Origin of the sequence: Niastella vici (assembly GCF_002077945.1) — a bacterium.
Lineage (GTDB): Bacteria > Bacteroidota > Bacteroidia > Chitinophagales > Chitinophagaceae > Niastella > Niastella vici.
Genome location: NZ_LVYD01000051.1, coordinates 168,718 through 193,321, shown reverse-complemented (window position 1 = coordinate 193,321; position 24,604 = coordinate 168,718). Strand labels below are relative to the sequence as shown.

Annotated in this window: 20 protein-coding genes; 9 read left to right on the top strand and 11 right to left on the bottom strand. The window is 45.6% G+C overall.

Annotation, left to right across the window (positions count from 1 at the left end; all coding sequences use genetic code 11):
- Positions 1 to 204: 204 nt before the first annotated feature.
- From A3860_RS21180 to A3860_RS21170, 3 genes are all read right to left on the bottom strand, one after another.
- Positions 205 to 1,893, bottom strand: a complete 1,689-nt coding sequence (locus tag A3860_RS21180) for a SpoIID/LytB domain-containing protein (RefSeq protein ID WP_081149484.1) — start codon at positions 1,891 to 1,893, stop codon at positions 205 to 207.
- A 165-nt stretch (positions 1,894 to 2,058) separates the two neighbouring features.
- A complete protein-coding gene (locus A3860_RS21175) occupies positions 2,059 to 3,660 on the bottom strand; it encodes an N-acetylmuramoyl-L-alanine amidase (protein ID WP_216823480.1) in 1,602 nt (533 codons plus the stop codon).
- A gap of 691 nt (positions 3,661 to 4,351) precedes the next feature.
- Positions 4,352 to 5,143, bottom strand: a complete 792-nt coding sequence (locus A3860_RS21170) for an HAD family hydrolase (protein ID WP_081149482.1) — start codon at positions 5,141 to 5,143, stop codon at positions 4,352 to 4,354.
- Positions 5,144 to 5,343: 200 nt separating this feature from the next.
- Between A3860_RS21170 and A3860_RS21165 the strand changes: the two genes are divergently transcribed.
- The 5 genes from A3860_RS21165 to A3860_RS21145 all read left to right on the top strand — a co-directional run bounded on the left by A3860_RS21165 (position 5,344) and on the right by A3860_RS21145 (position 10,284).
- On the top strand, positions 5,344 to 5,817 hold the full coding sequence (locus A3860_RS21165) for a hypothetical protein (protein ID WP_081149480.1): 474 nt from the start codon (positions 5,344 to 5,346) through the stop codon (positions 5,815 to 5,817).
- Positions 5,818 to 6,089: 272 nt separating this feature from the next.
- A complete protein-coding gene (locus A3860_RS21160; RefSeq protein WP_081149477.1) occupies positions 6,090 to 7,310 on the top strand; it encodes an OmpA family protein in 1,221 nt (406 codons plus the stop codon).
- A gap of 194 nt (positions 7,311 to 7,504) precedes the next feature.
- A complete protein-coding gene (locus A3860_RS21155; RefSeq protein WP_245843583.1) occupies positions 7,505 to 8,497 on the top strand; it encodes a GlxA family transcriptional regulator in 993 nt (330 codons plus the stop codon).
- A gap of 110 nt (positions 8,498 to 8,607) precedes the next feature.
- Positions 8,608 to 9,618 carry a type I glyceraldehyde-3-phosphate dehydrogenase gene (gap, locus tag A3860_RS21150; protein ID WP_081149472.1) on the top strand — a complete coding sequence of 337 codons (1,011 nt, stop codon included), beginning with the start codon at positions 8,608 to 8,610 and terminating at the stop codon, positions 9,616 to 9,618.
- A gap of 135 nt (positions 9,619 to 9,753) precedes the next feature.
- On the top strand, positions 9,754 to 10,284 hold the full coding sequence (locus A3860_RS21145) for a hypothetical protein (protein ID WP_081149470.1): 531 nt from the start codon (positions 9,754 to 9,756) through the stop codon (positions 10,282 to 10,284).
- 99 nt (positions 10,285 to 10,383) lie between these two features.
- Here the strand turns inward: A3860_RS21145 and A3860_RS21140 are convergent, their stop codons facing one another.
- Positions 10,384 to 11,097 (bottom strand): Crp/Fnr family transcriptional regulator, encoded by a 714-nt coding sequence (locus A3860_RS21140; protein ID WP_081149467.1) that lies wholly within the window; start codon positions 11,095 to 11,097, stop codon positions 10,384 to 10,386.
- 343 nt (positions 11,098 to 11,440) lie between these two features.
- On the bottom strand, positions 11,441 to 11,740 hold the full coding sequence (locus tag A3860_RS21135; protein WP_081149465.1) for a hypothetical protein: 300 nt from the start codon (positions 11,738 to 11,740) through the stop codon (positions 11,441 to 11,443).
- A gap of 1,045 nt (positions 11,741 to 12,785) precedes the next feature.
- Between A3860_RS21135 and A3860_RS21130 the strand changes: the two genes are divergently transcribed.
- Positions 12,786 to 15,110, top strand: a complete 2,325-nt coding sequence (locus A3860_RS21130; protein ID WP_081149463.1) for a YCF48-related protein — start codon at positions 12,786 to 12,788, stop codon at positions 15,108 to 15,110.
- A 126-nt stretch (positions 15,111 to 15,236) separates the two neighbouring features.
- Here A3860_RS21130 and A3860_RS21125 read toward each other — a convergent pair whose 3' ends face one another.
- Together A3860_RS21125 and A3860_RS21120 are read right to left on the bottom strand one after the other, a co-directional pair.
- Entirely contained in the window at positions 15,237 to 15,719 is a 483-nt protein-coding gene (locus tag A3860_RS21125; protein ID WP_081149461.1) for a CAP domain-containing protein, read from the bottom strand.
- A 9-nt stretch (positions 15,720 to 15,728) separates the two neighbouring features.
- A complete protein-coding gene (locus tag A3860_RS21120; RefSeq protein ID WP_081149459.1) occupies positions 15,729 to 16,493 on the bottom strand; it encodes a GH12 family glycosyl hydrolase domain-containing protein in 765 nt (254 codons plus the stop codon).
- Positions 16,494 to 16,660: 167 nt separating this feature from the next.
- Here A3860_RS21120 and A3860_RS21115 point away from each other — a divergent pair, with 167 nt between their 5' ends.
- Positions 16,661 to 17,413 carry a sulfite exporter TauE/SafE family protein gene (locus A3860_RS21115; protein ID WP_081149457.1) on the top strand — a complete coding sequence of 251 codons (753 nt, stop codon included), beginning with the start codon at positions 16,661 to 16,663 and terminating at the stop codon, positions 17,411 to 17,413.
- A 5-nt stretch (positions 17,414 to 17,418) separates the two neighbouring features.
- Here A3860_RS21115 and A3860_RS21110 read toward each other — a convergent pair whose 3' ends face one another.
- Positions 17,419 to 17,802, bottom strand: coding sequence for a response regulator (locus tag A3860_RS21110; RefSeq protein ID WP_081149454.1), 384 nt, complete (start codon positions 17,800 to 17,802; stop codon positions 17,419 to 17,421).
- 791 nt (positions 17,803 to 18,593) lie between these two features.
- Here A3860_RS21110 and A3860_RS21100 point away from each other — a divergent pair.
- Entirely contained in the window at positions 18,594 to 19,544 is a 951-nt protein-coding gene (locus A3860_RS21100; protein ID WP_081149450.1) for a hypothetical protein, read from the top strand.
- Positions 19,545 to 19,597: 53 nt separating this feature from the next.
- Here the strand turns inward: A3860_RS21100 and A3860_RS21095 are convergent, their stop codons facing one another.
- The gene (locus tag A3860_RS21095; RefSeq protein WP_081149448.1) at positions 19,598 to 21,070 is read right to left on the bottom strand and encodes an aminotransferase-like domain-containing protein; all 1,473 of its coding nucleotides are present in this window, start codon (positions 21,068 to 21,070) and stop codon (positions 19,598 to 19,600) included.
- Positions 21,071 to 21,155: 85 nt separating this feature from the next.
- Here A3860_RS21095 and A3860_RS21090 point away from each other — a divergent pair, with 85 nt between their 5' ends.
- Complete coding sequence (locus tag A3860_RS21090; RefSeq protein ID WP_081149446.1) at positions 21,156 to 21,794, top strand: pyridoxamine 5'-phosphate oxidase family protein; 639 nt, start codon at positions 21,156 to 21,158, stop codon at positions 21,792 to 21,794.
- A gap of 51 nt (positions 21,795 to 21,845) precedes the next feature.
- Here the strand turns inward: A3860_RS21090 and A3860_RS21085 are convergent, their stop codons facing one another.
- Together A3860_RS21085 and A3860_RS21080 are read right to left on the bottom strand one after the other, a co-directional pair.
- Positions 21,846 to 22,919 (bottom strand): hypothetical protein, encoded by a 1,074-nt coding sequence (locus tag A3860_RS21085; RefSeq protein WP_081149444.1) that lies wholly within the window; start codon positions 22,917 to 22,919, stop codon positions 21,846 to 21,848.
- 201 nt (positions 22,920 to 23,120) lie between these two features.
- The gene (locus A3860_RS21080; RefSeq protein WP_081149441.1) at positions 23,121 to 24,515 is read right to left on the bottom strand and encodes a T9SS type A sorting domain-containing protein; all 1,395 of its coding nucleotides are present in this window, start codon (positions 24,513 to 24,515) and stop codon (positions 23,121 to 23,123) included.
- Positions 24,516 to 24,604: the final 89 nt, after the last annotated feature.

Here is a 24,604-nt window from a genome sequence, read left to right as displayed (position 1 = left end):
TAAATCCCCCAAAATTTCAACCTGATCCACAAATAATAAAGCCGTCCCGCCCCTGGCGGGACAAGGGCCTTTGAATAAGACCACCAATAAAAGATCATTGAAAATAATTTTGTCCTGGGCACAAAGGCCTCCCGATGCAAATCGGGAGGCCTTATTATTTAGCGGCGGGTCCCGAAATAATCGGGATCTTATCATTCGCTTAATCTATTTAACTACGATCAGCTTACTGCTTTTCGATTTACCAGTTGCGCTGAGGCGAATGGTGATATTGTAAATACCGGTTTTAAAACCACCAGTAGGTATAGTAAGGCGGTTGACTCCTTGTTGCAATATGACTGAACGTTGCTGTACCACATTGCCATAGTTGTTCGTTACCACAATGCTGGCTGGTTGCGATACAACATCAAGCTTATATTCAATAGTAACTGAGCTTCCCGTAACCGGGTTGGGGGTCACTTTCAATGCGCCATTGGCATCCGTTGTACGATCATCACTGGCGCTTCCTTCTTTCTCTTCAAATTCAGTGGTGGTTGCAACCGAAGCTGGTGTTTGAATAGATACCCCGCCGGGTTGGTAGTAGTGATTTAAGATCCAGGTATAGGTTTTATCTCTGGCCCAAAAGCTGGAGCCCCACTGACACATACCACGGCCATGACCACTGGTAGCTCTGCCTGCACAACGTTCGTCTTTGATGCATGGCCACGTAGTTCGTGTTCCGCTATATCCATTGCCGCAACCGGCGTTGTTATTTTCGGCGGAGTATTCTGCTCTGTAAATAGCACCGCTTTTTATCAATACAACTTTGGCTGTAGCATTGGCTGCACTGGTGCAGCTGGAAGACCCATCACCGTCCCACACCTGATTGCAGGTTGTGGCAGCAATATCAAAATTGCTTTTAACCGGATGCTTTACATAATAGGCTCCATATGAACGGTAGGCAACCGCGCCCGCCCGCAGTGACGCAGCTCCCCAGCTCGCTATCCATTCATCATTCAACCCCGTTTGAACATATTTCTCAAGGCTCATTACCTGTACTGAACTGCAGCTGGTGCAACTGCAATGGGTGCCCACCCGTATGCTTGCAGGTACAGTGATCGCCATAATGCCTTCAACCCTTGCCTGTGGTTCAGCTGTTTCGTTATACCGAAGTTGTTCGTCTGTTTCTTTTCTGTCGAATAAGCCATGCTCCTGTATTTCTGTTTCTTCTGTTACCTGTTGTGCACGAACGTTGTTTGCAGGCGACATGGCCACTTTCAGGGTATACGTATCTGGGATCAGATAAAAATTCTGAATACTGTGCGGCGCATATCCCGCTTTGGTAAAGCGGATCGTTGCTTTTTCAGGAACGGCCCCATCAGCAATTGTTGATGCAGCAGATAACTGAATACTAAAAAAACCTTTGCTATCAGTGATAACTGTTTTACCACCGGCGCTCGCCTGTACACCTGCCAGTGGTTGGTTGGCGGCGGCATCTCTAACATAACCACTAATGATGGCCTGGTTTACATTGGTACGAAGTTGTTGTTCCGAAACGGGAGGCGCATTGTTACCCACCGGGTCAAGGTTTATATTCGCTTCAATGTTCGTTTCTTCTCCTGAAGCGAAGTATGTTTCAATGGGGTCATATCCGTTTGCCGTAATAGTAAATAAATACTTCCCATTTACCGCTGTAAATAACAGTTTGCCATTTGCAGCAGTGGTTAATTTACTGGTTTTACCATTAGGGGCTGTTACCTGTACAACGGCGCCGGGTACCGCAAAACCGGTGCTTTCATTTCTAACAACAAATGTAATGTTGGCACTGCTGCCCGCTCCTGAACCTGTTGGTTGCTGCGCCTGCAAACGACCAAACAGGAGTAGTATTGCAAATAATAATAATCGCGTTTTAAGCATAGTGTATAGTTATAATTATAGTCAATACGCAAAGACGAAATCAGGGAAGGCCAGGAGATCTAAAACGAACCGTCTCTGTCTCTCCTATTGTTATCACTCCCGGCCTACCTGGTTCGTCTTCCTTATTAATAAGAACATTTTATTTTATTTACCATCGATCAGACCCTACTTAACAACAATTAACTGTCTGCTTTCCGATTTGCCGGTTGTACTTAGGCGAATGGTTATATTGTACACACCGGTCTTTAAGTTGCTAACAGGTATGGTAAGCCGGTTGATCCCATGTTGCAGAACCACCGAACGTTGCTGCGCTACATTGCCATAGTTGTTGGCTATTACAATGTTTGCTGGTTGCGATGCATTCTGCAACATGTATTCAATTGTAACTGAACTTCCGGTAACCGGGTTGGGCGTTATCTTCAGGGCGCCATCAGCTTTGGCTGACTGGGAAGGCGCTGGCTCAGCAGTTACCTCATCATCGGCGCTTTCTGGTAACGCTGCAGCCACTGAAGGCGGACTGATCAGGTTCGCATATTTTGTCCAGTTCCAATATTTACCGGGGTCAGTATGCGTATTTCCGCTGTAATGCTGATGACCTTTTATACGCACAGTTACAGGCTGAGGATTGGTGCCTGCAGTAGCGGGTCCGCGAAAGCATTTTTTGCCATCGATATTCCTTCCGCGGCAAATATCACGTACCAGGGCAGCCGAGCTTTTGTACATGGCAGTGGTATACCAGGTATTGCCATTTGCTACATAACCTTCGTGTTCTATACCGATGGTGTAGCCATTATGGTTTAATACATGCCAGGCCTTGTCTTTTTCCCGTACCATTTGGGTAACCTGTCCGTCAGATGAACGAATTACATAATGGGCCGAGACTTTGGCGCTGGGATTATTAAACCATGAGATGGTGCCCGAATAACTCCCTTCGGTGGTATGTACAACCACATTCGTTATGGCAGCGCCCCCACGGCCTACAGTAAAGTTGCTGGTGCTGGCCTGGTCCCATTTAGCTGAAGGATAATCAGGACCCTGCGCTGCAGCCACATCACTAATGCCGTTGGCTTCACTGGTTGGTTCTGTAGATAATGCAGCGTCATCGGCCGCTATACGGCCCTGGTCAACATTTACCTGTACACCGGGCGTGCGTAATAAACGCAACGTTTTTGCAGGGTAAATTTTTTCGAACTGTACACTGCGTGCCGGCAGTTTTATGCCGGGCGACGTAAAACCTTTCTGCAGGTGATGGAAAACGTCATAAGTGTACAACGAATGCGCATATTTGTTAATAGCGCTGCCATCGTCGGGAATTTCAGAGAGCCTATCCAGCGCTACCGAAAAACTTTCCGGCGTGCTGTTGGCGGCCAGGCTTTGCACGCCTGCTTCCCTGTTAAGGAATTTTGCTACAGCCAGAATTTGCAGGTGCACATCTTTTTTAAATCGTTCGGGCGTAATACCACTCAGCGAACAAACTGCGGTAAGGTTGTTTTTAAAATAACCTTTACCATCTTCAATTAAACCAAAAATGCCAAAGCGTTGCGGCATGCCAACCTCGTCACCATCACCATCTGTTTGAGGAGCAAGGTTGTTCATGTGCGAAGCCGAATAAGCAGTGGCTTCCAGCACACCTTTGGGAATGCTGGGATACAGGCGATAAGCCTCGGCAAAATAGCCGCTGAAATCCTGTTCGGACTGTTGGGCGCTTAGTTGCGTGCCCAGTACAAGCGAACAAAATAAACCACAAAGTGATCTTCGGGTAATCATCGTGTTACTGTTTTTTAAAGGTTAGCAATAGGTGTTTTCCAGGAAACAAGACTCCTTTTGCCCACAGCATGCGCATTACTGTAGACACATAGGTATACCTGTCAGAGAAATCCGGAGTTTATCTGACGTTGGTAAAAAAATAAATAAGGGCTATTCTACGGCGTTAGCTTTAGATCGATAAAAGGTTGATGGGTTATGTGAAGTGCTGTTGCGGGCAATATTATCGAACTGCAGGTACATAGCTACTCATGCCATGTTGAAAGATCCGATAATTGGTGAAAGGAGAATAAGCAACCACTTTGATAAGATGATGTACAGATATTTTTCATGTGATAAGGTTTAAAAACAAATATGTCTCACATAATTAAGTAATTTTTTTGAAAACCTCACTGATGCTCATGAAAATTATGTGGGTATTTTATGGCTGCCTGCTGGCTTCGGGTACGGAGTTATACACAAGTAGAAAAGTAACCGCTTCTATGTTAACATTTCGTGCATCAGAATAGTTTACATGTGAATTGCGGTTATACATGATAGTACCTGTTAGTACCATTAATTTCAATACATTTTATATCAATATCAGATAAGAAACAGAGCCTGCAAAAAAACGCATCGGGCAAATTATGCAGGAATGAAAGCATAAGATCATTTAAAAAAATCTTTCATATTTGATGCTGACAGGCATTCCCGGCTATGAATTAAAACACAAAGCTTCGATAACATCGAGCGCCCCCGCTTCATTATTATCCTTGTCGGTAATAAAATTCGCGGCTTCAATCAATTTCGGATTTGCATTCTTCATAGCATAACTGTACGTTGCTGTTTTCATCATTTCATAGTCATTCATAAAATCGCCAAATACCAGCGTTTCATCGGCACTTATACCATGTAATGATTGTAAGATCTGCACAGCTTCTCCCTTGTTAACATCAGTACGGGTAATGTCGAGCCATTTTGCACCACCCATAGCCACCTTTAGCCTGTTTTCAAAATCTTTATACTGCGGGCAACTATTTTGTTCGGAACCTGCAAGATCATAAACAGTCATCTTCAAAACAGCTTCATCTACTTTTGTAAGGTCATCCACAATCCTGAAATTACTATGGTAGGCTAAAACAGCTTTCATAAGCGCATCGTCAGAATTTTCGAGGTACCATTGATCTCTACCACAAAGTATTGGCCAGGCATTGTCAACAGAACGTGCTGCCATTACCAACGCTTCTATTTCATGCGGCGGTAATGATTTAGAAAGGAGCTCCGTTTCACCATGTACAATAAGACTTCCATTATCTGAGATGCAATATAGCTGGCTCACTATTGACTGAAATTTTTCAGTGATGCTAAAATGCGGTCGGCCCGTGGCTATACCCAGCTTTATTCCCTTTTTAAAGAGGCGGTGCGTTATTTCCCAAAAACGGTCTGGAACTTCATGGTTATCAGTAAGAAGGGTACCATCAAGATCTGTAACGATTAGTTTTATCATGAGTACTGGGCTTATTTAGAATAACTATCAGGCAAAGATAACAAATGGTTTTGAAGTTGCTGTCAGGCACATAACAAGCAGCGGCCATAAATAACTGAAATTCAAAACCTTGAAATCATGTTTCAAACACAAAGACACGTATTTATGTAATTCAGCCAATGGCCGCATCTTCTTATTACTACAATTAAAAACAACATTTTATGACCAGTTTTCTTGTACCCTTTCTGCTGATTGTTTTAAATCTCAATCCAAATACAGCTATGCGCTCTATTAATCAGTTTAATTTGCCCAAAACCTGGAATAAAGAGCTTACGATCAGTTATTCTTTTAGCGGAAGTATGGATGGAAGCAGGACCCAAATAATATTTACCTATGATTCGTGTAAGTACACCATACAACCAGGAATGAAAGCACCCAAAACAGGTGCGTTCGCGATGACAGAAGCCGGCCGTGCAGAAATATTAAAAAAGATGCAGGAGTTGAAAGTGAATAAAATAAAGTCTGACATGAGTATAGGCGCAGTCGACGATGGTTGGTCGGAGTCTCTTTTAATTGGCAGCCATTGGATAGAGGGTGGCACCTCGGCCAAAATGAACGATAAGGATAAAGAAACATTTTCTACTGCCTGTGTATACTTGCAGGATTTCGTTGCAAAGAAAGGTAAACATAGATGATCGCACTGCCTCTTTAAAGGAGCTTGAACACAAGCCCTTTCGGTATAACCGGAAGGGCTTTATTATTATTTAGCACGCCCGCTTCCAACAAATTATCCTAATTTTATTACACAAACGATCCTTGCCGCCCGGTACCCCCCATACAAAATTCCCCTTCCCTATCATTCGCTATATCCAATTCCGGCTTTTTCCTATCATCATTACATACACTGCACCCTGCTTTTATCCCTAACATCAAACTGGCGCCGCCGGTATTGAACAAATCGCTTTATATGAGACAACTACTACTGCTCATCTCCTTCCTTGTTATTACCGTTGTAATACAAGCGCAGTTCCCCAAAAAAATATTGGATAAAGCAAAAGAAAAAGTAAATAAAAAAATAGACAATGCTACCGCGGATAAAACACCCAATACAACTCCGGAAACAAAAAACGAAGAAACCAGCACCACCACTAAAAAGGAGGAACCGGCTTCATTTAAAACATACAGCAAGTTCGATTTTATTCCGGGCGAAAAAGTGATCGGCTACGAAGATTTTTCTACGGGTAATATTGGTGATTTTCCCGCAGCATGGAATACCAATGCCTCTGCTGAAATTATTACTGTTGAAGGCAAACCGGGGCGCTGGTTATGGTTTACCAAACACGGCGTTTTTATACCGGAATTCCCGGCGCCATTCCCTGAAGATTTTACGTTTGAATTTGATCTGCTGCATGGTATCCCCATTAATGGCGCCGGCTTTACCATTTGCATTGCAGAATTGGAAAACGTTAACCAGCCACAATACTATCCAAATTCAACCAACCAGTTTACTATTGAGTTGAACACAGCCAATACGGGTACCGAAACTGGCGGCACCCGGTTCGCTGGAAGAAAGAATTCAAACACTGATATTCAAAATAATTCCGAAGCCCCTATGTTGAATGATCATAACAATCCGGCACACATTTCTATCTGGCGGCAAAAGGAAAGAGTTCGGGTATATGTAAACGAGCAAAAAATATGGGATGTACCAAAAGCCATTTCTAAAGATGCCAAATTAAACGCCATTGTTTTCTCTGTCAGTTATGCTGAAGAAACTGTAAAACATTTCATCGGTAACCTTCGCCTGGCTGTGGGTGCGCCGGATACCCGTAATAAATTCCTTAACCAGAACAAATGGGTGACCCATGGAATTTTATTCGACGTAAACAGCGATAAAATTAAACCTGAATCTTACGGCACCTTAAAAGAAATGGCAGGCATTCTTAAAGAATTTCCTGAACTGAAAGTGAAAATTGTTGGCCATACCGATGCCGATGGAAACGATGCCGCCAACCTTGATCTGTCAAAACGCAGGGCCGCCGCTGTAAAAACATCCCTGGCCAGCGAGTTCGGGATCACGGAAACACGGATGGAAACCGATGGAAAAGGCGAAAGCGAACCGATAGATAAAAACGATAATCCGGCAGGCAAAGCCAATAACCGGCGTGTAGAGTTTATTAAAATATAATGGAAAGCCCCCGCCAACTGGCAGAAGGGCTTTGTTGTTGAATTAGATCCTGGCAATAGACGCGTAATCTGCCGTTCTAATAAAAATTCTTACTTATATTTTTATCCACCTGAAATAACCCGTTTTCCCCCGATGGCCGGAATTGTATAAAATATGTCATTTGCGCCATGGTGTATTCATGCTACATTTACACCATGGCAAAGGCAAAAAAGAAACTCGTAGTGGTTGTACCAATGCCGGGGATCTTCCTCCTTGACGTTGCCGGCCCCTGCGATGTATTCGCAGCAGCAGACAAACAGGTCAACGGAAACGGCGGTTACGACATTCTGCTTGCTTCTCCCGTAAACACCAAAAAGATCAGCACCAAGAGTGGTGTGGAACTAAACTGTGCGGTCACAGTAAATACGATCAACCGGCCTATCGATACGGTGATCATTGCCGGATTTTCCTGGCCGCTGCTCGAAAACGGCGACCGATTTTTTCAATGGCTGAAAGGCGTTTATCCGAAAGTTAATCGCATTGCTTCCATTTGCGTGGGCGCCTATGCACTGGCAGAAGCCGGCATCCTCGATGGCAAGCAGGCCACTACGCATTGGGAATACAGCCAGCAGTTTCAACAACGCTATCCACAGGTAAAAGTAGATACTGACCCTTTCTTTACACGTGATACCAATGTATATACGTCGGGCGGCGTGGCATCGGGCATTGACCTTTCCCTGGCACTGGTAGAAGAAGACCATGGCCGCGAACTGGCCCTGCAGGTTGCACGCAAGTTGATCCTGCATCTGAAGCGGCCGGGTTACCAGTCACAATTCAGTAAAGTGCTGGAAATACATCGGCTTGAAAATTCTATCGGCGGAAAACTATACAGCTGGATGATCAGGCACCTCGGTGAAGACCTGAGCATACAACACCTGGCGGAGCACAGCAATATGAGCGTTCGAAATTTTGCCCGCGTATTTCAGAAAGAGACCGGCATTACACCAGCCAAATTCGTAGAGAAAGTACGGGTAGAAGTGGCGCGGCGCTACCTCGAAGACAGCGACCTGAGCATTGACCAGATAGCCACCAAATGCGGACTGGGCGGCCTGATCTCCATGCGACGCACCTTCTTACGGCACATGAATGTATCGCCCAGCGATTACCGGCGAACATTCAGGACCTCCCTGCAACCTATAGAAGAATAAATTAAAATATATTTTTATGGAACGAGGTATGAAAATATTTTCATTACAATTCCCGGGGAAGTGAAAATTTTTCATACCGGGTTCCATCTGACCAAAATAAAAATTCACAAATGAAAGTAGCTATTAATGGATTCGGACGTATTGGCAGAATGACTTTAAGAGCACTGCTGAATCAAAAAGACGTAGAAGTAGTGGCCATCAATGACCTCACCGATATCAAGCTGTTAACACATTTGTTCAAATACGATACCTCGCATGGAAAGTTTGCGGGAACCGTTGAGCACCAGGACCAGCACCTGATCATAAACGGAAATAAAATAGTATTACTGAATGAACGCGCACCGGAAAAATTGCCCTGGGCGGCGCTGCAGGTAGATGTTGTGATAGAATCAACCGGGCGGTTCACCCAAAAAGAACAGGCGCAGCTGCACATTACCGCTGGCGCGAAAAGAGTATTGATAACGGCGCCGGCTACCGGCAATGTAAAGACCATTGTGGTGGGTGTAAATAACAATGAGATCACAGAAGCAGACGAAGTGCTTTCTGTAGCATCCTGTACTACCAATTGTATAGCACCTGTATTATACCTGATCGATAAAGAATATGGAATTGAATCAGGGTTCATGAGCACTGTGCATGCATTCACAATGGACCAAATGCTGCAGGACGGGCCGCATAAAGATCCCCGCAGGGCGCGGGCTGCCACCCAATCGATCATTCCCACCACTACAGGCGCCGCAAAAGCTATTGGCGAGGTATTGCCGAACCTGAAAGGAAAGATGGATGGATTTTCATACCGTGTACCAGTGATCGATGGTTCTATTGCAGATATGTCGTTGAACCTGGTAAAGCGCGCTTCAGCTGCAGCCATCAACGAACTGTTGAAACACCATGCGGCCACAACATTAAATGGTGTACTTGAATATACGGAAGAACCGTTTGTATCGGCCGATATTCTGGGCAATGCGCACTCCTCTATCGTTGATGGTACGCTGACCCGTGCAATTGACAAACTGGTTAAAATTGTATCCTGGTACGATAATGAAGTAGGCATCAGCAACAGGCTGGCCGAGCTTACTCTTGAGCTGGCAGGAAAAGCGAACAAACTGGTGACCGCTTAACATATAGTTTTCTATTATAAGAGCCTTCCTGGTTTTACCGGGAAGGCTTTTGTTTATAGTTCTCATTTCGGGGTACCAGAAAAAAAATATATTTTAGCACTTTACAAGACCGCATCCCTGAAAAAATCCGACTTTATGAAGAATCCTGCTATCCGTGAAGCTGTAAAGGAAAAAGGCCCTGAAAAGGCTATTCAAGAGACAAAATCTTCCCTCCGCTGGATCATATTTGTTCCATTTATTATAGTACTGGGTGTATTGGCTGCTATTTCCCGAAGCGGTGAATCTTCGCCCACCGATCGTATTGAGGCCGCAAAAACCGGCAAACAAGGTGCAGTAACCGGTGGCGACGCCAGTGTAAAAAAGATGGTGCGAAACAATATCACGTCATTAGTAAAAGCGGAAAGCAATGATTACGATAGCCGTAGCCTGGGCGGCATTTCCAATTTAGAGATCACTGTAAACAACCCAACCGATTATACGCTCGACAAGGTACGTGTGAAGATCATGTATATAAAAGCCAATGGCAATATTCATGAAACCAAATATGAAGATTTTTATTTCATACGCCCCAACACCACAGCCACCCACAGAATTGCCGATACCAAACGCGGCACCAGCGTTAAATATGAAATTGCTACGATAAGGTCGAAGGCGTTGGGCTTGTGAGGAGGGCACTAAAAAAGGGTGTCCTGCCCACGCAGTACACCCTTCTGAAGCGCGAAGCGGCGGCGAGCCGCTCCTTGTTGTCCCGTTTTAATCATTGTCCTAGTTCAACATCGTTCGAAGTTTTGCTTCATTCAATATAGTTATATAGCCTTCGCTTATCTCAATCAGTTTTTCCTGCCTGAATTCACCGAGGGTCCTTATCAACGACTCGGTAGCCGTTCCGGCAATGGCGGCCAGGTTATCACGGCTGATCTTTATGGCCTCCTTGTATTTTCTGCTCAACAGTATCAATGCTTCCGCCACTTTTTTACGCAGCGAGTTATAAGCCAGTCCCAACAACAACTGTTCTTTATCAGCAATATCTTTTGCCAGCAGGGTTATGAACTTGCGGGCGATCTGCCAGTCGGTCTCCATCAACTCTTCAAATTCATCTTTGGGAACAACCGCTACCTCAGCATATTCTACGGCTACGGCCACATCTTTATAAACCGTATTTTCGAGCAATGCCACATAACCGAGGTATTCCCCCTCTCCATATATACCGGTGATCAGCTCCTTTCCTTCACCATTGCACTTGAATGTTTTTACAATCCCTTTCTTTATCTGGAATAACTGTAAAGGGTGATTGCCTTCTGTATATATGATCTGTTTCTTTTTAAACTTATGAATTGCAGTATGCTGCGTGAATAATGCCGTTAGCGGGTCAGCTTGTTTACTTCGGAAGTAAGTGCCTGAAGTATTTTCAAATATCGGCATGCTGTCCATTAATTTATGGACCTCTTTGTTATTTTCAGTAACAAGCAATCGTTTCATTGTGTAGTCAGTTTTATATGGTCAGGGTGGTAAATACCACCGACAATGGAATAAAGAATAGCAAATTGCAACGTAATCAGAGAATTTCTGCGACGGCAGCCGCCAGGCCGCCTTATTGGCCAGGATATATTGATTAATGATTGGTTTTCAGGGAAAATCAGAATTTAGGCGCAACCAAAGAGGAAATTAAAAATTCATGCGTTAGCGTTAGTCGGCCCTTTCCAATCAACTGCATTACAAATATAATACATATTTTAAATATCCATAATCAAATTGGGCAGGTTGAGAATTTCTATGTTGTAACTTCTAAGTAAAAAGCATTACACCAGGAGCAACTATCTGGTTAGCACACCACTCGCATCGTATCTGTCAGCATCTTGAATGCTGCCTTTTCTTCAATAGTGGCCTGGTTCATTTCGGCCGGACAAAGTGATATTCCTGATGATGGGTCATACTTCAACATGGCGTTGGCCATGCCAAAATAAAACTGCCAGCAAATGATATCATCTTCCATCTTCTTTTTTTGACAAAATGATATTCCTATTTCATGCCTGAGCCAGTCTGCTGTAGTATAGAAATAAGATGTGTCACATTGTAAAGACAACACTACCTCTGGATATCCATTTTTAGTTTGTAATATCATATAAAATTATTTTGCAGTAATCTCCAACAAGGAATTCGCAGGATATCTGGGAGGAAGTTGATCCCTACTAAAGCGGGACTAGCTATGATACATCAAGATATGTTTTTTAAACATGAAAAACCATGACGGCCGTCATAGTTTATACATATTTGCGATCATACGCAATCCAGTACTGTAGCGGCTTTCATCAGGTTGTATAATACGTAAAAAACATTGACATTAATCAAAAAAACACTACAAACTTCCTTGTTCGAAGCGCTTTCTAATCTTGTTTCGTATATTAGTATCAGTTCGGTCGGGTGCAATGCAGGCATACATTCACCCGATAAAAATTGGTATTTCGAGTATATTCTGATGTCCGGTCTCGTAGCATAGCCGGATAGTATCTTTTGACATCACTGCGCAGTTGTGAATTGCTATATGATGATTCACGTAATTAAACACAACTGCATTCAGGCACAAGGAACGTTCTTATCCTCTGTAGTTTTTTGTGCTGCAATAGATCCGGATTTTACTAACCGGATCTATTTTTTTTATCCTCCACAGTACCTGGTCTTCTTTTACTAACTCAAAATTGCTGGCAAGCCAACAGTCATAAGGGGGCTTCAAAGCGGAAGACCATTTTGGGCCCGGCTTTCATACCGCTATTGGGCCTTCGTTGCGTCGCACACTTGTACACCAACACGCTATGCGACGGCGTACTCCGGCGTCCGGTTCTTCTCCCTGTTTAATTCGTGAATCGCTTCACGATGGCGCAGCCCGGCGCCCACCTGGTCCTTGCACCTTGAATTAAAAACTATGAACCAAGAACTGCGAACTTAAAAACTCACAAACTGACAAACTCACAAACTCATGAACCTGTTCAATCCTGGAAAAAACTCTCAAAAATGGAAAATCTTTATAATAATTATTTTCCCATCGCGTTGTTATTCAATCGCTTAAAAAAATGGCAAGGGTATTGCCTTATTGAAATCGCGTAAACCCCTTATCCCGTAACTGTTATATCCTATTAATAAAACCATAATTCCTAAGTACCCAACCTGTTATGAAAACTGTCCTTTGCAAAACCCTCAGGGCCTTCCTGGGCCTTTTTATCATGTTATCTGCCCTGGGCGCATCTGCCCAATGGTCGAATTTAACCAGCGGCACTACCAGAGATCTGTACGGTGTACATTTTGAAGATGCCAATACCGGCTGGGTCGTTGGCAGTAATGGCGTAATCCGCAAAACTACCGATGGCGGCACCAGCTGGACGGCTCAAACCAGCGGCACCACCCAACAATTAAATAGTGTTTTCCTCGTGAGTACCACTACCGGCTGGGTAGCTGGCAACAATGGTACTATTCTTAAAACCACCAATGGTGGAACCAGTTGGGGCGCTCAAACCAGTACTACTACACAAGACCTCAACAGCATCTTCTTTCTCGATGCCAATACCGGCTGGGCTTCAGGCGACAATGGCACTATTCTTAAAACCACCAATGGTGGCACCACCTGGACCGCCCAAACAAGCGGAACCACCCGCGACCTGTACGATATAAAATTTATTGACGCTAATAATGGCTTTGCAGTAGGTGAAAATGGCAGGATCGTAAAAACCACCGATGGCGGCACTACCTGGAGCATTTTAACCAGCGGTACAACCAATGACCTCAACAGCGTTTATTTCCTGAATTCCACTACCGGCTGGGCCGTGGGCGACGGTGGTGTCATCCTTTACACCACCAATGGCGGTACTAACTGGACAGCCCAAACAAGCAATACTGGCGATGATATAAACAGCATCGTCTTTACCAGCACCTCCATCGGGTATGTAGTGTGTGAGAACGGCACCGTGTTGAAGACCGTTAATGGCGGTTCATCCTGGGGCCTGCAAACCAGCAATACTGGTGAAGACCTGTTAGGTGTCTTCTTCATTAATTCAGGCACAGGCTGGGCGGTGGGCACCAATGGCGCTATTATAAAAACCACCAATGCCGGTAGCTTTATCTGGACGGAAGAAAACAGCGGCACTACCAATAATATAGAAGACATCTACTTTGCGAGCACTACCACCGGCTGGATGGTCGGCGAGAATGGCACTATTCGCAAAAGCACCGATGGTGGCATCACCTGGAGCGGGCTAACCAGTGGCACCACACAGGACCTGCGGGCCCTGTCGTTTGCCGATGCCAATACCGGTTGGGCGGTTGGAACCAATGGAACCATTCGCAAAACCACCAATGGCGGCACCAGCTGGAGCGGCCAAACAAGTGGTACGTCAACAACTTTGCGCGGCATAAACTCCATAAGCACAACTACCGCCTGGGTGGTAGGTTCAAACGGAACCATCCTGAAAACCACTGATGGAGGAACCAACTGGAACACGCAAACCAGCGGTACTACCAGAGATCTGTATGATGTACAATTTACAGATGCCAATACCGGCTGGGCAGTTGGGGAACATGGAACTATTCTTAAAACTACCGACGGCGGCACCAACTGGACAGCCCAAACCAGCGGTACTACCCAAACATTATATGGCCTTTATATGGTTAGCTCCAGCATCGGCTATGCAGTAGGCGATAACGGCGTTATTCGTAAAACAACTGATGGCGGCACTACCTGGTCATCTCAAACCAGCGGCACTACCGATAGGTTGAATGAAGTGTTCTTCACCACAGCCACCAACGGCTGGGCAGTGGGCGACAATGGCACTATTCTGTATACTGCCGATGGCGGTACCACCTGGGTGGCGCAAACGAGCAACAGCAACAGCGATGTGAACAGCGTATTCTTCGTCAATAGCAACTCCGGCTGGTCGGTAGGTAATAACGGCGAAGTACAGATCTTTCTGCTGACGCCCTTAGCAGCCAGCTTTACTTCTTTTGATGCCATCAGCAGCGATTGCAACAGCGCCCGCTTGCAATGGCAAACTACCAGCGCTATCAGCAACAACCGTTTTGAGATCCTATGGTCAACCGATGGCAACCACTGGCAAACCGTTGGCACAGTGAAAGCCCCCACCGCCTCATCTTATTCGTTTACCTATACAGGCCTGGCCCAGGGCGCCAACTATTTTAAATTGAAACAGGTCGACAACTACGGCCGGTATGTGTTCTCGAAAATGGTTACCCTGTCAAAATCATGTACCCAGCCTGTTGCAGAGGCAACCGTTTACCCCAACCCTACCCGTTCATTGGTAACAGTTAGTTTGAACAACACCGCCTTGCTGGGTACTTCGGCCCGCCTGGTGAATATGCAGGGACATGTACTGCGTCAGTTCACGATCACTAACGTGAAAGAACCGCTGCAACTGAGCGGGTTACCTGCAGGAACCTATTTTCTGATAACCGCTAATAAACAGTCATTTAAGATCATTAAACAATAAGCTGGTTACAGCAACGATAAAAGAGCGAGCCTTCCACCTGTTGATGGAAGGCTCGCCCTTTTTTGTGGGTAACCGGCAATCGTGAAGACCCCAAATATAGCCCCCCTTTAGGGGGTTGGGAGGTATCTAGTGCCCAAATTCCTGTACCCAATACGTATTCACATTGGCGGCACCCATTTCGGTATGCCCGCTATCCATCATGGCTTTGCAATGATCTTCACTGTTCACCCAGGCTTTCATAACAGATTCTACCGAAGTATAGCCGCGGGCAATATTCTCCATAACATAATTCCCGCTATAGCCCAAAGCCATGGTGCGCTGAATGGGCGAGGTGCCGCCCGGCGAAATATGGCTGAAATAGTTATTGGCATCCATATCGCGGGCATGCGCCAGCGCAGCCGATGCCAGGGTATCGTTCCAGGTTAATGGTTTTACCGGCGGCATCCAGGTTCCGCCACAGGTACACCCTGCCAACCGCAGCGCATTTACCGCAGCCAGCATTTCCCCCTTTATATTCCGTTCTATGGCAGCCTCCTTGCGGCAGGCCGGCAAAAGACAGATCACCATAACCAGCGGGAACCAGCTATATTTTTTAACAGTATGGAACACGCTAAATTTTTAATTAAAGCTTACTGAATAGCTGTTGGTAGTCCATTGCAGCCCGGCGCCATTGGTGCCGTAGCTCGAAGTGATCTCGTACCCGAACTGTACATCACCAACCGTAATATTACCAAACCAGCCCAGGTTTTTAATATAGTTAGCAATGGCCCTGATGTCAACAGTAGTGTTATTGGTTTTGGATGTACGCAGAAAAGAGTACACATTGTTGCTGCCGTTGTTGCCACGGAATACATTCCAGGTGGCGCCACCTACAGAAACATTTGTGTACACCGGTATGGGATTGCCGGCCGAATTCCAGTTGTAGGAAATGGGTTTCACGTTACCCGATCCATCGCTGTTGCCGGTGTAATTCATCCAAAGCATTATTTCATGCTGATGGTTGTTGTCCCACACATCATAGGCCGATTCCCAGGCGCCGCCTGAAGGTGAAGTAACACTGATGCTGCTGGTGAGTGAGTTTAGCGAACTGAGCGCCCGGTTCACATTCCGGGTACAATTGGGATACGATTTAATGCCCCCCGTGTTAGGATGGTTCGCCCATATGCCCCAGTTGCTGTAGCTGTTTGCCCAAATGGTTTGAGAACCGGCCCCGCTTCCCCAGATATTATTATAAAGCGTATACCCTCCGTTAGTCCAGGTACCCCACTGGGCGCTTGACGACCAGGCGGCTTCCACTTCAGCTGGTGGCGTGCTGGTGTTTTTTTTACAGGCGGCAAAGCAAATGGCGGCGCAGGCGAGCGCAATCGTTAGTTTTCGATTCATGATGATGAAATTTTTATGGTTTTAAAATGGAAAAGACGAAATCGTCTGGTAGCTACGGGTTGCTACATGAATGTACCTTCACCTCGCCACAATGAGGGTAGCTGAATGTTTATATTAAGGGTAGCTATTGTTATATTTGAGTTTTTTTATACCTATAAGAAGTGCACATGGGTTTGTTTGCCGACTACACCACCTCCAGCCTGATATTGATAGCGCTCTCGGCCTTTATTATTGGCCTGTCGAAAGCGGGTCTTAAAGGCATTGATATGTTGAATGTAACCATTATGACCATTGTCTTTGGCGGAAAGGCTTCCACCGGTATTGTGCTGCCTTTATTGTGTGCGGCAGATATTATGGCCGTAAAATATTACCACCGCCATGCGCAATGGCCGCATGTCATTAAACTAATGCCCTGGATGGTCATTGGTATTTTAGTGGGTGTATTTGTGGGGAAAGACCTGAACGAAGCTATTTTCAGAAAAATAATGGCCACTATCATTGTGCTCACCGTAGCCATTATGCTGGTGATCGAGTTCCGGAAAACGATGGTGTTCCCCGGCAATAAATTATTTACGGCCGGCATGGGACTGGTTTCGGGTTTTACCACCATGCTCGGCAACCTCGCGGGCGCTTTTTCGAATATCTATTTTCTCGCCATGCGTTTGCCTAAAAATGATTTTATTGGAACCGGCGCCTGGATCTTCCTCCTCATCAATTTTTTCAAACTGCCCTTCCAGATCTTTTACTGGAAGAACATTACCGCTACCTCACTGCTCACCGATCTGTCGCTGGTACCTTTTCTGATCCTCGGTTTCTGGTGCGGCATAAAACTGGTAGCCCGCATCAGGGACGACCTTTACCGCCAGGTAGTGATCGTGCTCACCCTTATTGGCGCCATCTTTATCTTTTTAAAAAGATAGGCGCTTTAACTGTTCAACACCTTGTCAAAAGCCTGTTTCAGCTCTTCAAAAGAAGCATCTTTCGACAGAAACCCTTCGGCCCCTATTTGCCGGGCTCTTAATACATAGGCTTTACTGTTGTGCATGGTAAAGAACAGGATCTTTATGCGGGGCCAGTTCTTTTTCAATTCTACAGCCGTGTTAAAACCATCCATCACCGGCATATTGATATCGAGCAAACATATATCGGGCGGCGCGGGTAGCTTCCTTAACTGATCAAGAAATACCTGCCCGTTTTCTGCCTCCAGTACAATTTTATACCCAAGTAAACTCAGTCGCAAATTAATAGCCTGACGTAACATCGCGTGATCATCTACAATGGCAACCGTAACCAGCTGTGCATTCTCCATAGCAATTACTCAATAAGATTTTATACGGGACCCCGTACCTACCCATGATCAGGGATCAATGGTCAATACGGTACCCATTAGGGGAAAAAAGAATTAACCTGCTGTAGGGATTAAAACAACCGGCTTGAGCGAATAATTTTTTTATGCCGCAGCATGTCCGGTAAGCGCTAAAGTATTCGAAGGGTGTGGAAAGCCAGGAGGCCTGTCAAACTTCATGGTGTTTGGGTAGAAGCCCTGACCTCGAAGTAATATGCCAAAATAATTTAATAATGAGCAGACTAACAAATATGATTGAGTGTAAATGTCAAAATCTGCGCTTTTTTTACAACTGATAAATACTTTTATTTAGCTGCCCTATCATTGAATTGCGTTGGATCAAGTGGTTTAGGTTCTGCTGTACAATATGTATAAACGCTTTTGCTGTACTAAATACAACATCCAGCTTGTTGACACAAAGGATTTTGCTTAGCCGGGATCAAGTGGGCATTAAAAAGGCGGAAGGCCCGATTGCAGAGGGCAAAAGGCGAAAAGGCGGAATACTGAATGCAATACGTAAATGGGAAATAAGGGGTCCTGCCTTAAGCGTTCAACTTTCAGTGTTCAGCTTTCAACTTTCAGCGTTCAGCTTTCAGCGTTCAATTTTAGGCCTTCTCCGTTTTTTGTATCTTCATGCCAAATTTTACCCCTGCCCAATGAAATGTCCCCGGCAAAATTTTCATTACCATTGCGAAAACAATGAAAATTTTACCAGGGTAAGTTCCATCTGGCTAAAATAAAACTATAAAGAGCAGATGAAAAGAGTTCTCCCTGTACTGCTGCTGGCGGCAGTATTTTTTGGTTGTGGCCAACAAAAGAAAGACCCTGTAGCTGCCCCCAAAGCAAAGCATGCGACCAACAATGCGCCCCTTTTCCATTATGGCAATCCCGTGCTGTTACAATACGACCGGTACCTGGCCGGGCTCGATACCCAGTTAATCGATATGGGCAGCCAGGCCGTTGATACCTTTCAACTGCTTTTCAAAAAACAGCCTGCCGCTGTTTGCGATACGGCTTTCTATATTTTCAACCAGTACCACCAACGCCTGAGCTCCTGGGCATACGGGCATATGGATACGACTATTATTTATGAGGATATCGTTTATCCCGAAAAAACAAAACCGCTCTCCAAAAAACAGCTAGCCCGGAAAAAGCAGCTTGACAAAAATGGGTTTTACCTCTTTGGAGATGAAGGCTCGGCCTATATTGAGCAGGACCAGCATTTCCTGTCGCAGCACTTTGGCCTGTATGTAAGCGCACCCCTGAAACAATACCTGGTGCAACTGGCTAAGGAACAAAAAGAAGGTTTTTCGGAAGATGCCGGCATAACCATTGAAGCGAATGTGCTGGCTGAACGTACCGTTTGGTGGGAGAACTTCAATAAAACCATCGCCAATACCAATTTTTTGTATACAAAAGAAGCAGTTGACAAATACAATCTACTATTGTGGGTATTAATGACAGGGATGGAAAACACCCCCGTGAATGATGAGTATGCGAATGATGATGACAGCATTCCCAATAAATATAAATTGTACGATTACTTCCAAAAGGCCTGGACCTATGTGCAGGAAAAGCATCCGCAATCAGGCACCAACGCCATCGTAACACCTTATTTAAATGCCTGGTTAAAGAAAGATTCAGCCGAAATAAACCAGGTGTTCAGCCAGTTTCAGAAAGAACATAAGTCACCCTGGGGAGAATAGTTCGTTAGTTATTGAGTTTTTAAGTTCCTTATTCAACTGACCAACTCAATAACTTACGAACATAATAACTTACGCAATATTTCAACACAACTGGCCAGTTCATCAGGTGTTGAGGAAGCAAAACCCAGCCGGGTGGCGTTCAACACCGGTGACCGTTCCTCGTTCCGGTACCCCGGCGAAAAATACAGGTCATGTTGCAGGGCCTTCCGGGCAAGGGCGGGTAAATTAACAGCGGGGTCAAAATGCGTCCACACGGCCATACCGCCAACCGGGACCTGAAATTGCACGTGATCGCCTAGGTTAGCTGTCAGCAGCTCACAAAACACATCGCGCCGTTGCCGGTAAGTACGCATTGACTTGCGCAGGTACCGTTGAATGATACCATTTTGCAACAGCTCGGCAATGGCATTCTCCAACAGGATATCGCCCTGCCGGTCGATGATGCGGCGCAGCTGCGCCAGGTGATGGATCACATTTTCCGAAGCCACCAGGTAGCCTACCCTGAATGCAGGGGAAATAGTTTTGGTAAAAGAACCGCAATACAACACCACACCGGCCTTGTCGGCACTGGCCAGCGGCAACAACGGTTTGCTCAGGTAATGGAAATCGTAATCATAATCATCTTCAAAAATGATAAACCCATATTGCTCAGCCAGCCGTAGCAGTTCAATCCGGCGGTCGGCCCGCAAAGCGGTGGTGGTAGGATAAAAATGGTGTGAGGTAATATACACCATGCGTATCCGCTGTTTACGGCAAATATCGGCCAGTGCTTCAACCACAATACCATGTTCATCAACCGGGATCTTTACCAGCCTGGCGCCCGCCTGCAGAAAGTTCATATTGGCTCCATTATAGTTCAACTCCCCTACCACGGCAATATCGCCCGGTTTCAAAAAAGCCGTGCAGCTCAGGTACAGGCCCATTACGGTTCCCCGGGTTATCAGCACATTCTCTGGCGTGATCTTCAGGCCACGGGTATCATTTAAATAATCGGCCAGCACCTGCCGCAACCACAAAGAACCATGGGTATCGCCATAGCCTAAGCGTACATAGGGGTTACCGGTAAGCAATTGGCTGCGGTAGGCCCGCGCCAGCTCTTCCAGGGGCGCCAGCCGCGAATCGGGAAACCCATCATCGAGGTGGTATTTATTTTTTGAAAATACGGTCGGCTGTGCCAGGTGCGGCAGCGCTTCAAATTCAAACCCGGCCGTATGTGCGGGGTTTACAGACCGGGCAGCACCGTTCAATAAACTGCGGGGATGCATTTCTGGTAAATGCCTGGCCACATAGGTGCCGCTGCCGGTACGGCTCTCGAGCCAGCCCTGGGCCAGCAATTCATCATAAGCCTGAATAACCGTTTTGCGATGCACGGTTAGCCAGTCGGCCATTTGCCGGGTGCTGGGCAGGCGATGACCCGCCTGCAGATTGCCTTCTTTTATAAAAACCATCAATTGGTTGGCAATCTGCAAATACACAGGTTGCACACTGTCTTTATCGATCAAAATAAGGGTTGAAAGTGCCTGCATAGTAAAAGTGGACTACTGACTTTATACAAACCGGATGATTACACCCACCCAATAAAGGTACAATTTTGTAAAAAAACCAACCAATATGGCTCCACAATCGCATCTGATACCCAGCCGTTCAGCCAAAAGGGCGCAATACGACAAGGAAACGATCTACTCCATTTTAGATGAAGCGCTTTTCTGTACCATCAGCTATGCGGCCGGCAACAAACCTTTTTCTATTCCCACCGCTTTTGTGCGCTATGAGAACAAATTGTACATCCACGGTTCTGTGGGCAGCCATTTTATTTGGGAACTGGAAAAAGGGGTGCCGGTTTGCATTTCGGTAACCCTCATCGATGCGCTGGTAGTAGCCAAATCAGCCTTCTCCCATTCGGTGAATTACCGCTCGGTAGTGCTTTTTTCACAAGGCGTAAAAATGGAAGAGGACGCGCTTAAATTCTCCGTGTTGGAATGGTTGACCAACAAGATAGTGCCAAACAGCTGGGATTATCTGCGGCCGATGAAAGAGAATGAAGTGCGAAAAACAACGGTGCTGGCTTTTGATATCGATGAAGCATCAGCCAAAACACGTACGGGTATGCCGAATGATGAAGACGAAGATAAACCATTGCCTATTTGGTCGGGGATCATTCCTATTGAAACCACCCGCCGCGATCCCGTACCGGATGATCTTAGCCGTAATCTTCCTTTGCCGGTACATTTACAACCGGGGAAGGCGTAATGGGCTAATGGGCTCATGTGTTACAATTCGCCCACCAAAGCAGCTAGCCCACTATATTTTATCAGGAATTGATTTTACAGGCGGAGGAGCTACGGCAGCGGTAGCTGTTACCGGCACCTTGTTCCTGTGCCGGTATAAGATGAACCCATAAACAAACATCGACAGGGAGACGATGGCAATAAGCACGCTCCATTTTTTATTACTGTTATCGAGCGAGTGTTTGCTTTCATTATAGCTATCTACTGTTAATAGCTGTTCTCCATTGAGGGTAACGCTATAGGTATAAATAGTGGTCCATTCGTAATGCGTTTCAAAATAACCCGGTGCTTCTGTTTTTTTGATCTTCACACCGTATTCGTGTTTGAGGATAGAAAGTTCTGCCGGTGTTCCGCGGGTGGCGGCCAGCAATTGTTTCATCTTTATGGAATTGAACCCAACTTCATCAATATGGAACATGATACCCGGGTACTCGAGCAAATACAATTTAACGTAACCCGAATTATTTCTGCCCGAAGTAGATTTTACTTCCGGCGGCATACTGAGACGGCCACTCAATGTAATGAGCTTGCTTCCATCGACCGAAAGTTCGGGCGAAATAACCGATTTAATGGTGAAGCCCAGCAGAAATGCACCCACCACCATTAACACCGTACCTACACCCCGGTTCTCTATGCGGGAATGCCGGGTAACAGGCAGGTCAAATTTTCTTTTTATTTTCCATTTCTGCAGTTGCAGAATGAGGTCGGGGTGATTATTGATGAGCGGTTCGGGCAACACCACATCTTCGCCCGTTGTTTTGATGATGAGATAATTGATCTGTTTGCGGGCAGTTTCTGAAAAAGCGGTAATATCTTCTTTATTAATGATGCGGGAAGTAAAACGCCATTTTACTTTAAGCTGATCTTCATATATATCAACCGCCTTAAACCCCTGCATGGTCACCAGAAGAATAAAAACGAAGAACAGGGTCAAACTGGTTGCAGCCACCAATACATCGACCTGTACATACCGGAACGCAAATGCATGTTGAAAGATGTAAAACGAAATAACCGACATCATCGCACACAGGATCAGGATTAAAACCCACTGCCGGCTGTTGAATTTTCCTTTTGATATTGGCGCCATGGTTGTAAAATACTTTATCCCCGTTGTATAAAGTAAGAAAGATATAAAAAAAATGCCTTACGGGGATAAAATGAAGTAGGAAGTAGGAAGTAAGATTTAAGAAGAACCTTATATGCGGGAATTCCTCCTAATTCCTTCCTCTTACTTCGTATTTCCTACTTCTTACTTCGGCCTCCTACTCAGACCTGGGCTTCATCCGATCTACCTTACAAACTTCTTCGTCACAGGCTTGCCATTTACCTGGTAAACCATCACATATACACCTGGTAACAAAGAACTAACATTGATGCGATTTCCAACCGGCCTTACCGCCATCACCTGCCGGCCGGTAATATCGTATATGCGTACGGGAATACCAGCTATGCCCGAAGCATCAAAAAATCGTATTTCCTGTTGACCGGGGAAGTTAGTAATGGTGAGGCCCGTTGCCGGCGCAGTTACCGTTCTTGCATTACTCAATGCCGATGCGGCGCTTATGACGATGGAAGAAACCTTATCGTTCCACCCATCATCGACCAGGCAGGCATCGCTGGCTGTTTTGCCAAGGGTGGAACCTGCAAAATTATCATCCCAGTACAGGGTTACCGAATAACCGCTTTGCACCGTCAGCGATGAAATAGCATCATTGGCAATACCATACGATTGCAATTTGGTGAGGGTATAGCTGCCGGTGGCCAGGTTAACCCCATACCCTGCATAATTACAATCCTGATAAAATCCCGCAGCCGCGACATTTACGCCACCACCGCCAAATACGTTGTTAATAGCGGTTGCATACGCTTTTGTACCGCTGGTATTATCAAAATCATCATATAACCACATAAATCCGCCGGCAATATTGCAATTGTTTTTCCAGGTGGTTAACTGGCTTTGCACCTGGCTGGTCGATTTTTCTGCATCCCACAACCCTGCATACAGGGGTATGCTGCCGAAATTCCAGTTGCAGGGATTATTTCCCGCACCGCCCGAATAGCATTGCAGATCGACCCGGTCAACAGTACCAGCCCGCTGATTATTGGTATTGGTGGCTACGCTGGTCCAAAAAGACGAAGCAGTATACGGCACCAGCGATACCCTGAAACCCAAACCTCCCAGCATCACCGCAAATGCAGTGGCCGAGCTTACATCGTAGGTGCTTTCATCATCAAAGCCAATGGCATCTACGGCCGGAAAAGTATTTTTCAGTGCCTGAAAATTCTTGTACAGCGTACTGGCAGACCCCGTTCCCTGCGCGTTGATCAGGGTTTTTATATTGGCAAAGGTGGAAGAGCCCCACGCGCTTAAACAGAACTCAACCCGGTTGATAGAGGTTGGAGCCGATTTCAGCGACGCAATATCGCTGGCAAAATTGGGATAGGTAGAAGCGCCGATATAAGCGCCGTTCTGCACCAATGGAAATTCGGCGTTGAAGTTCAGGTTGCCACTGGCATCAATGTGAATGGTCCATACCACCACACAGGTATAGCCCGAACCTTTTAATTCACTGATGGAATAACTGCGGTTCTTGTAAACCGGTCCGCCTGCATAGATGCCCGAGTTTCCCTGCATAGTTTGAATAATACATAGCAGCAGGCATATAGTTATAATTCGTTTCATTGTACATTAGTTTTTTGGTTATTGAGTTCGTTAGTTATTGATTTAGTAAGTTTCTGACATTAAGAACTTACTAAATCAACAACTAAATA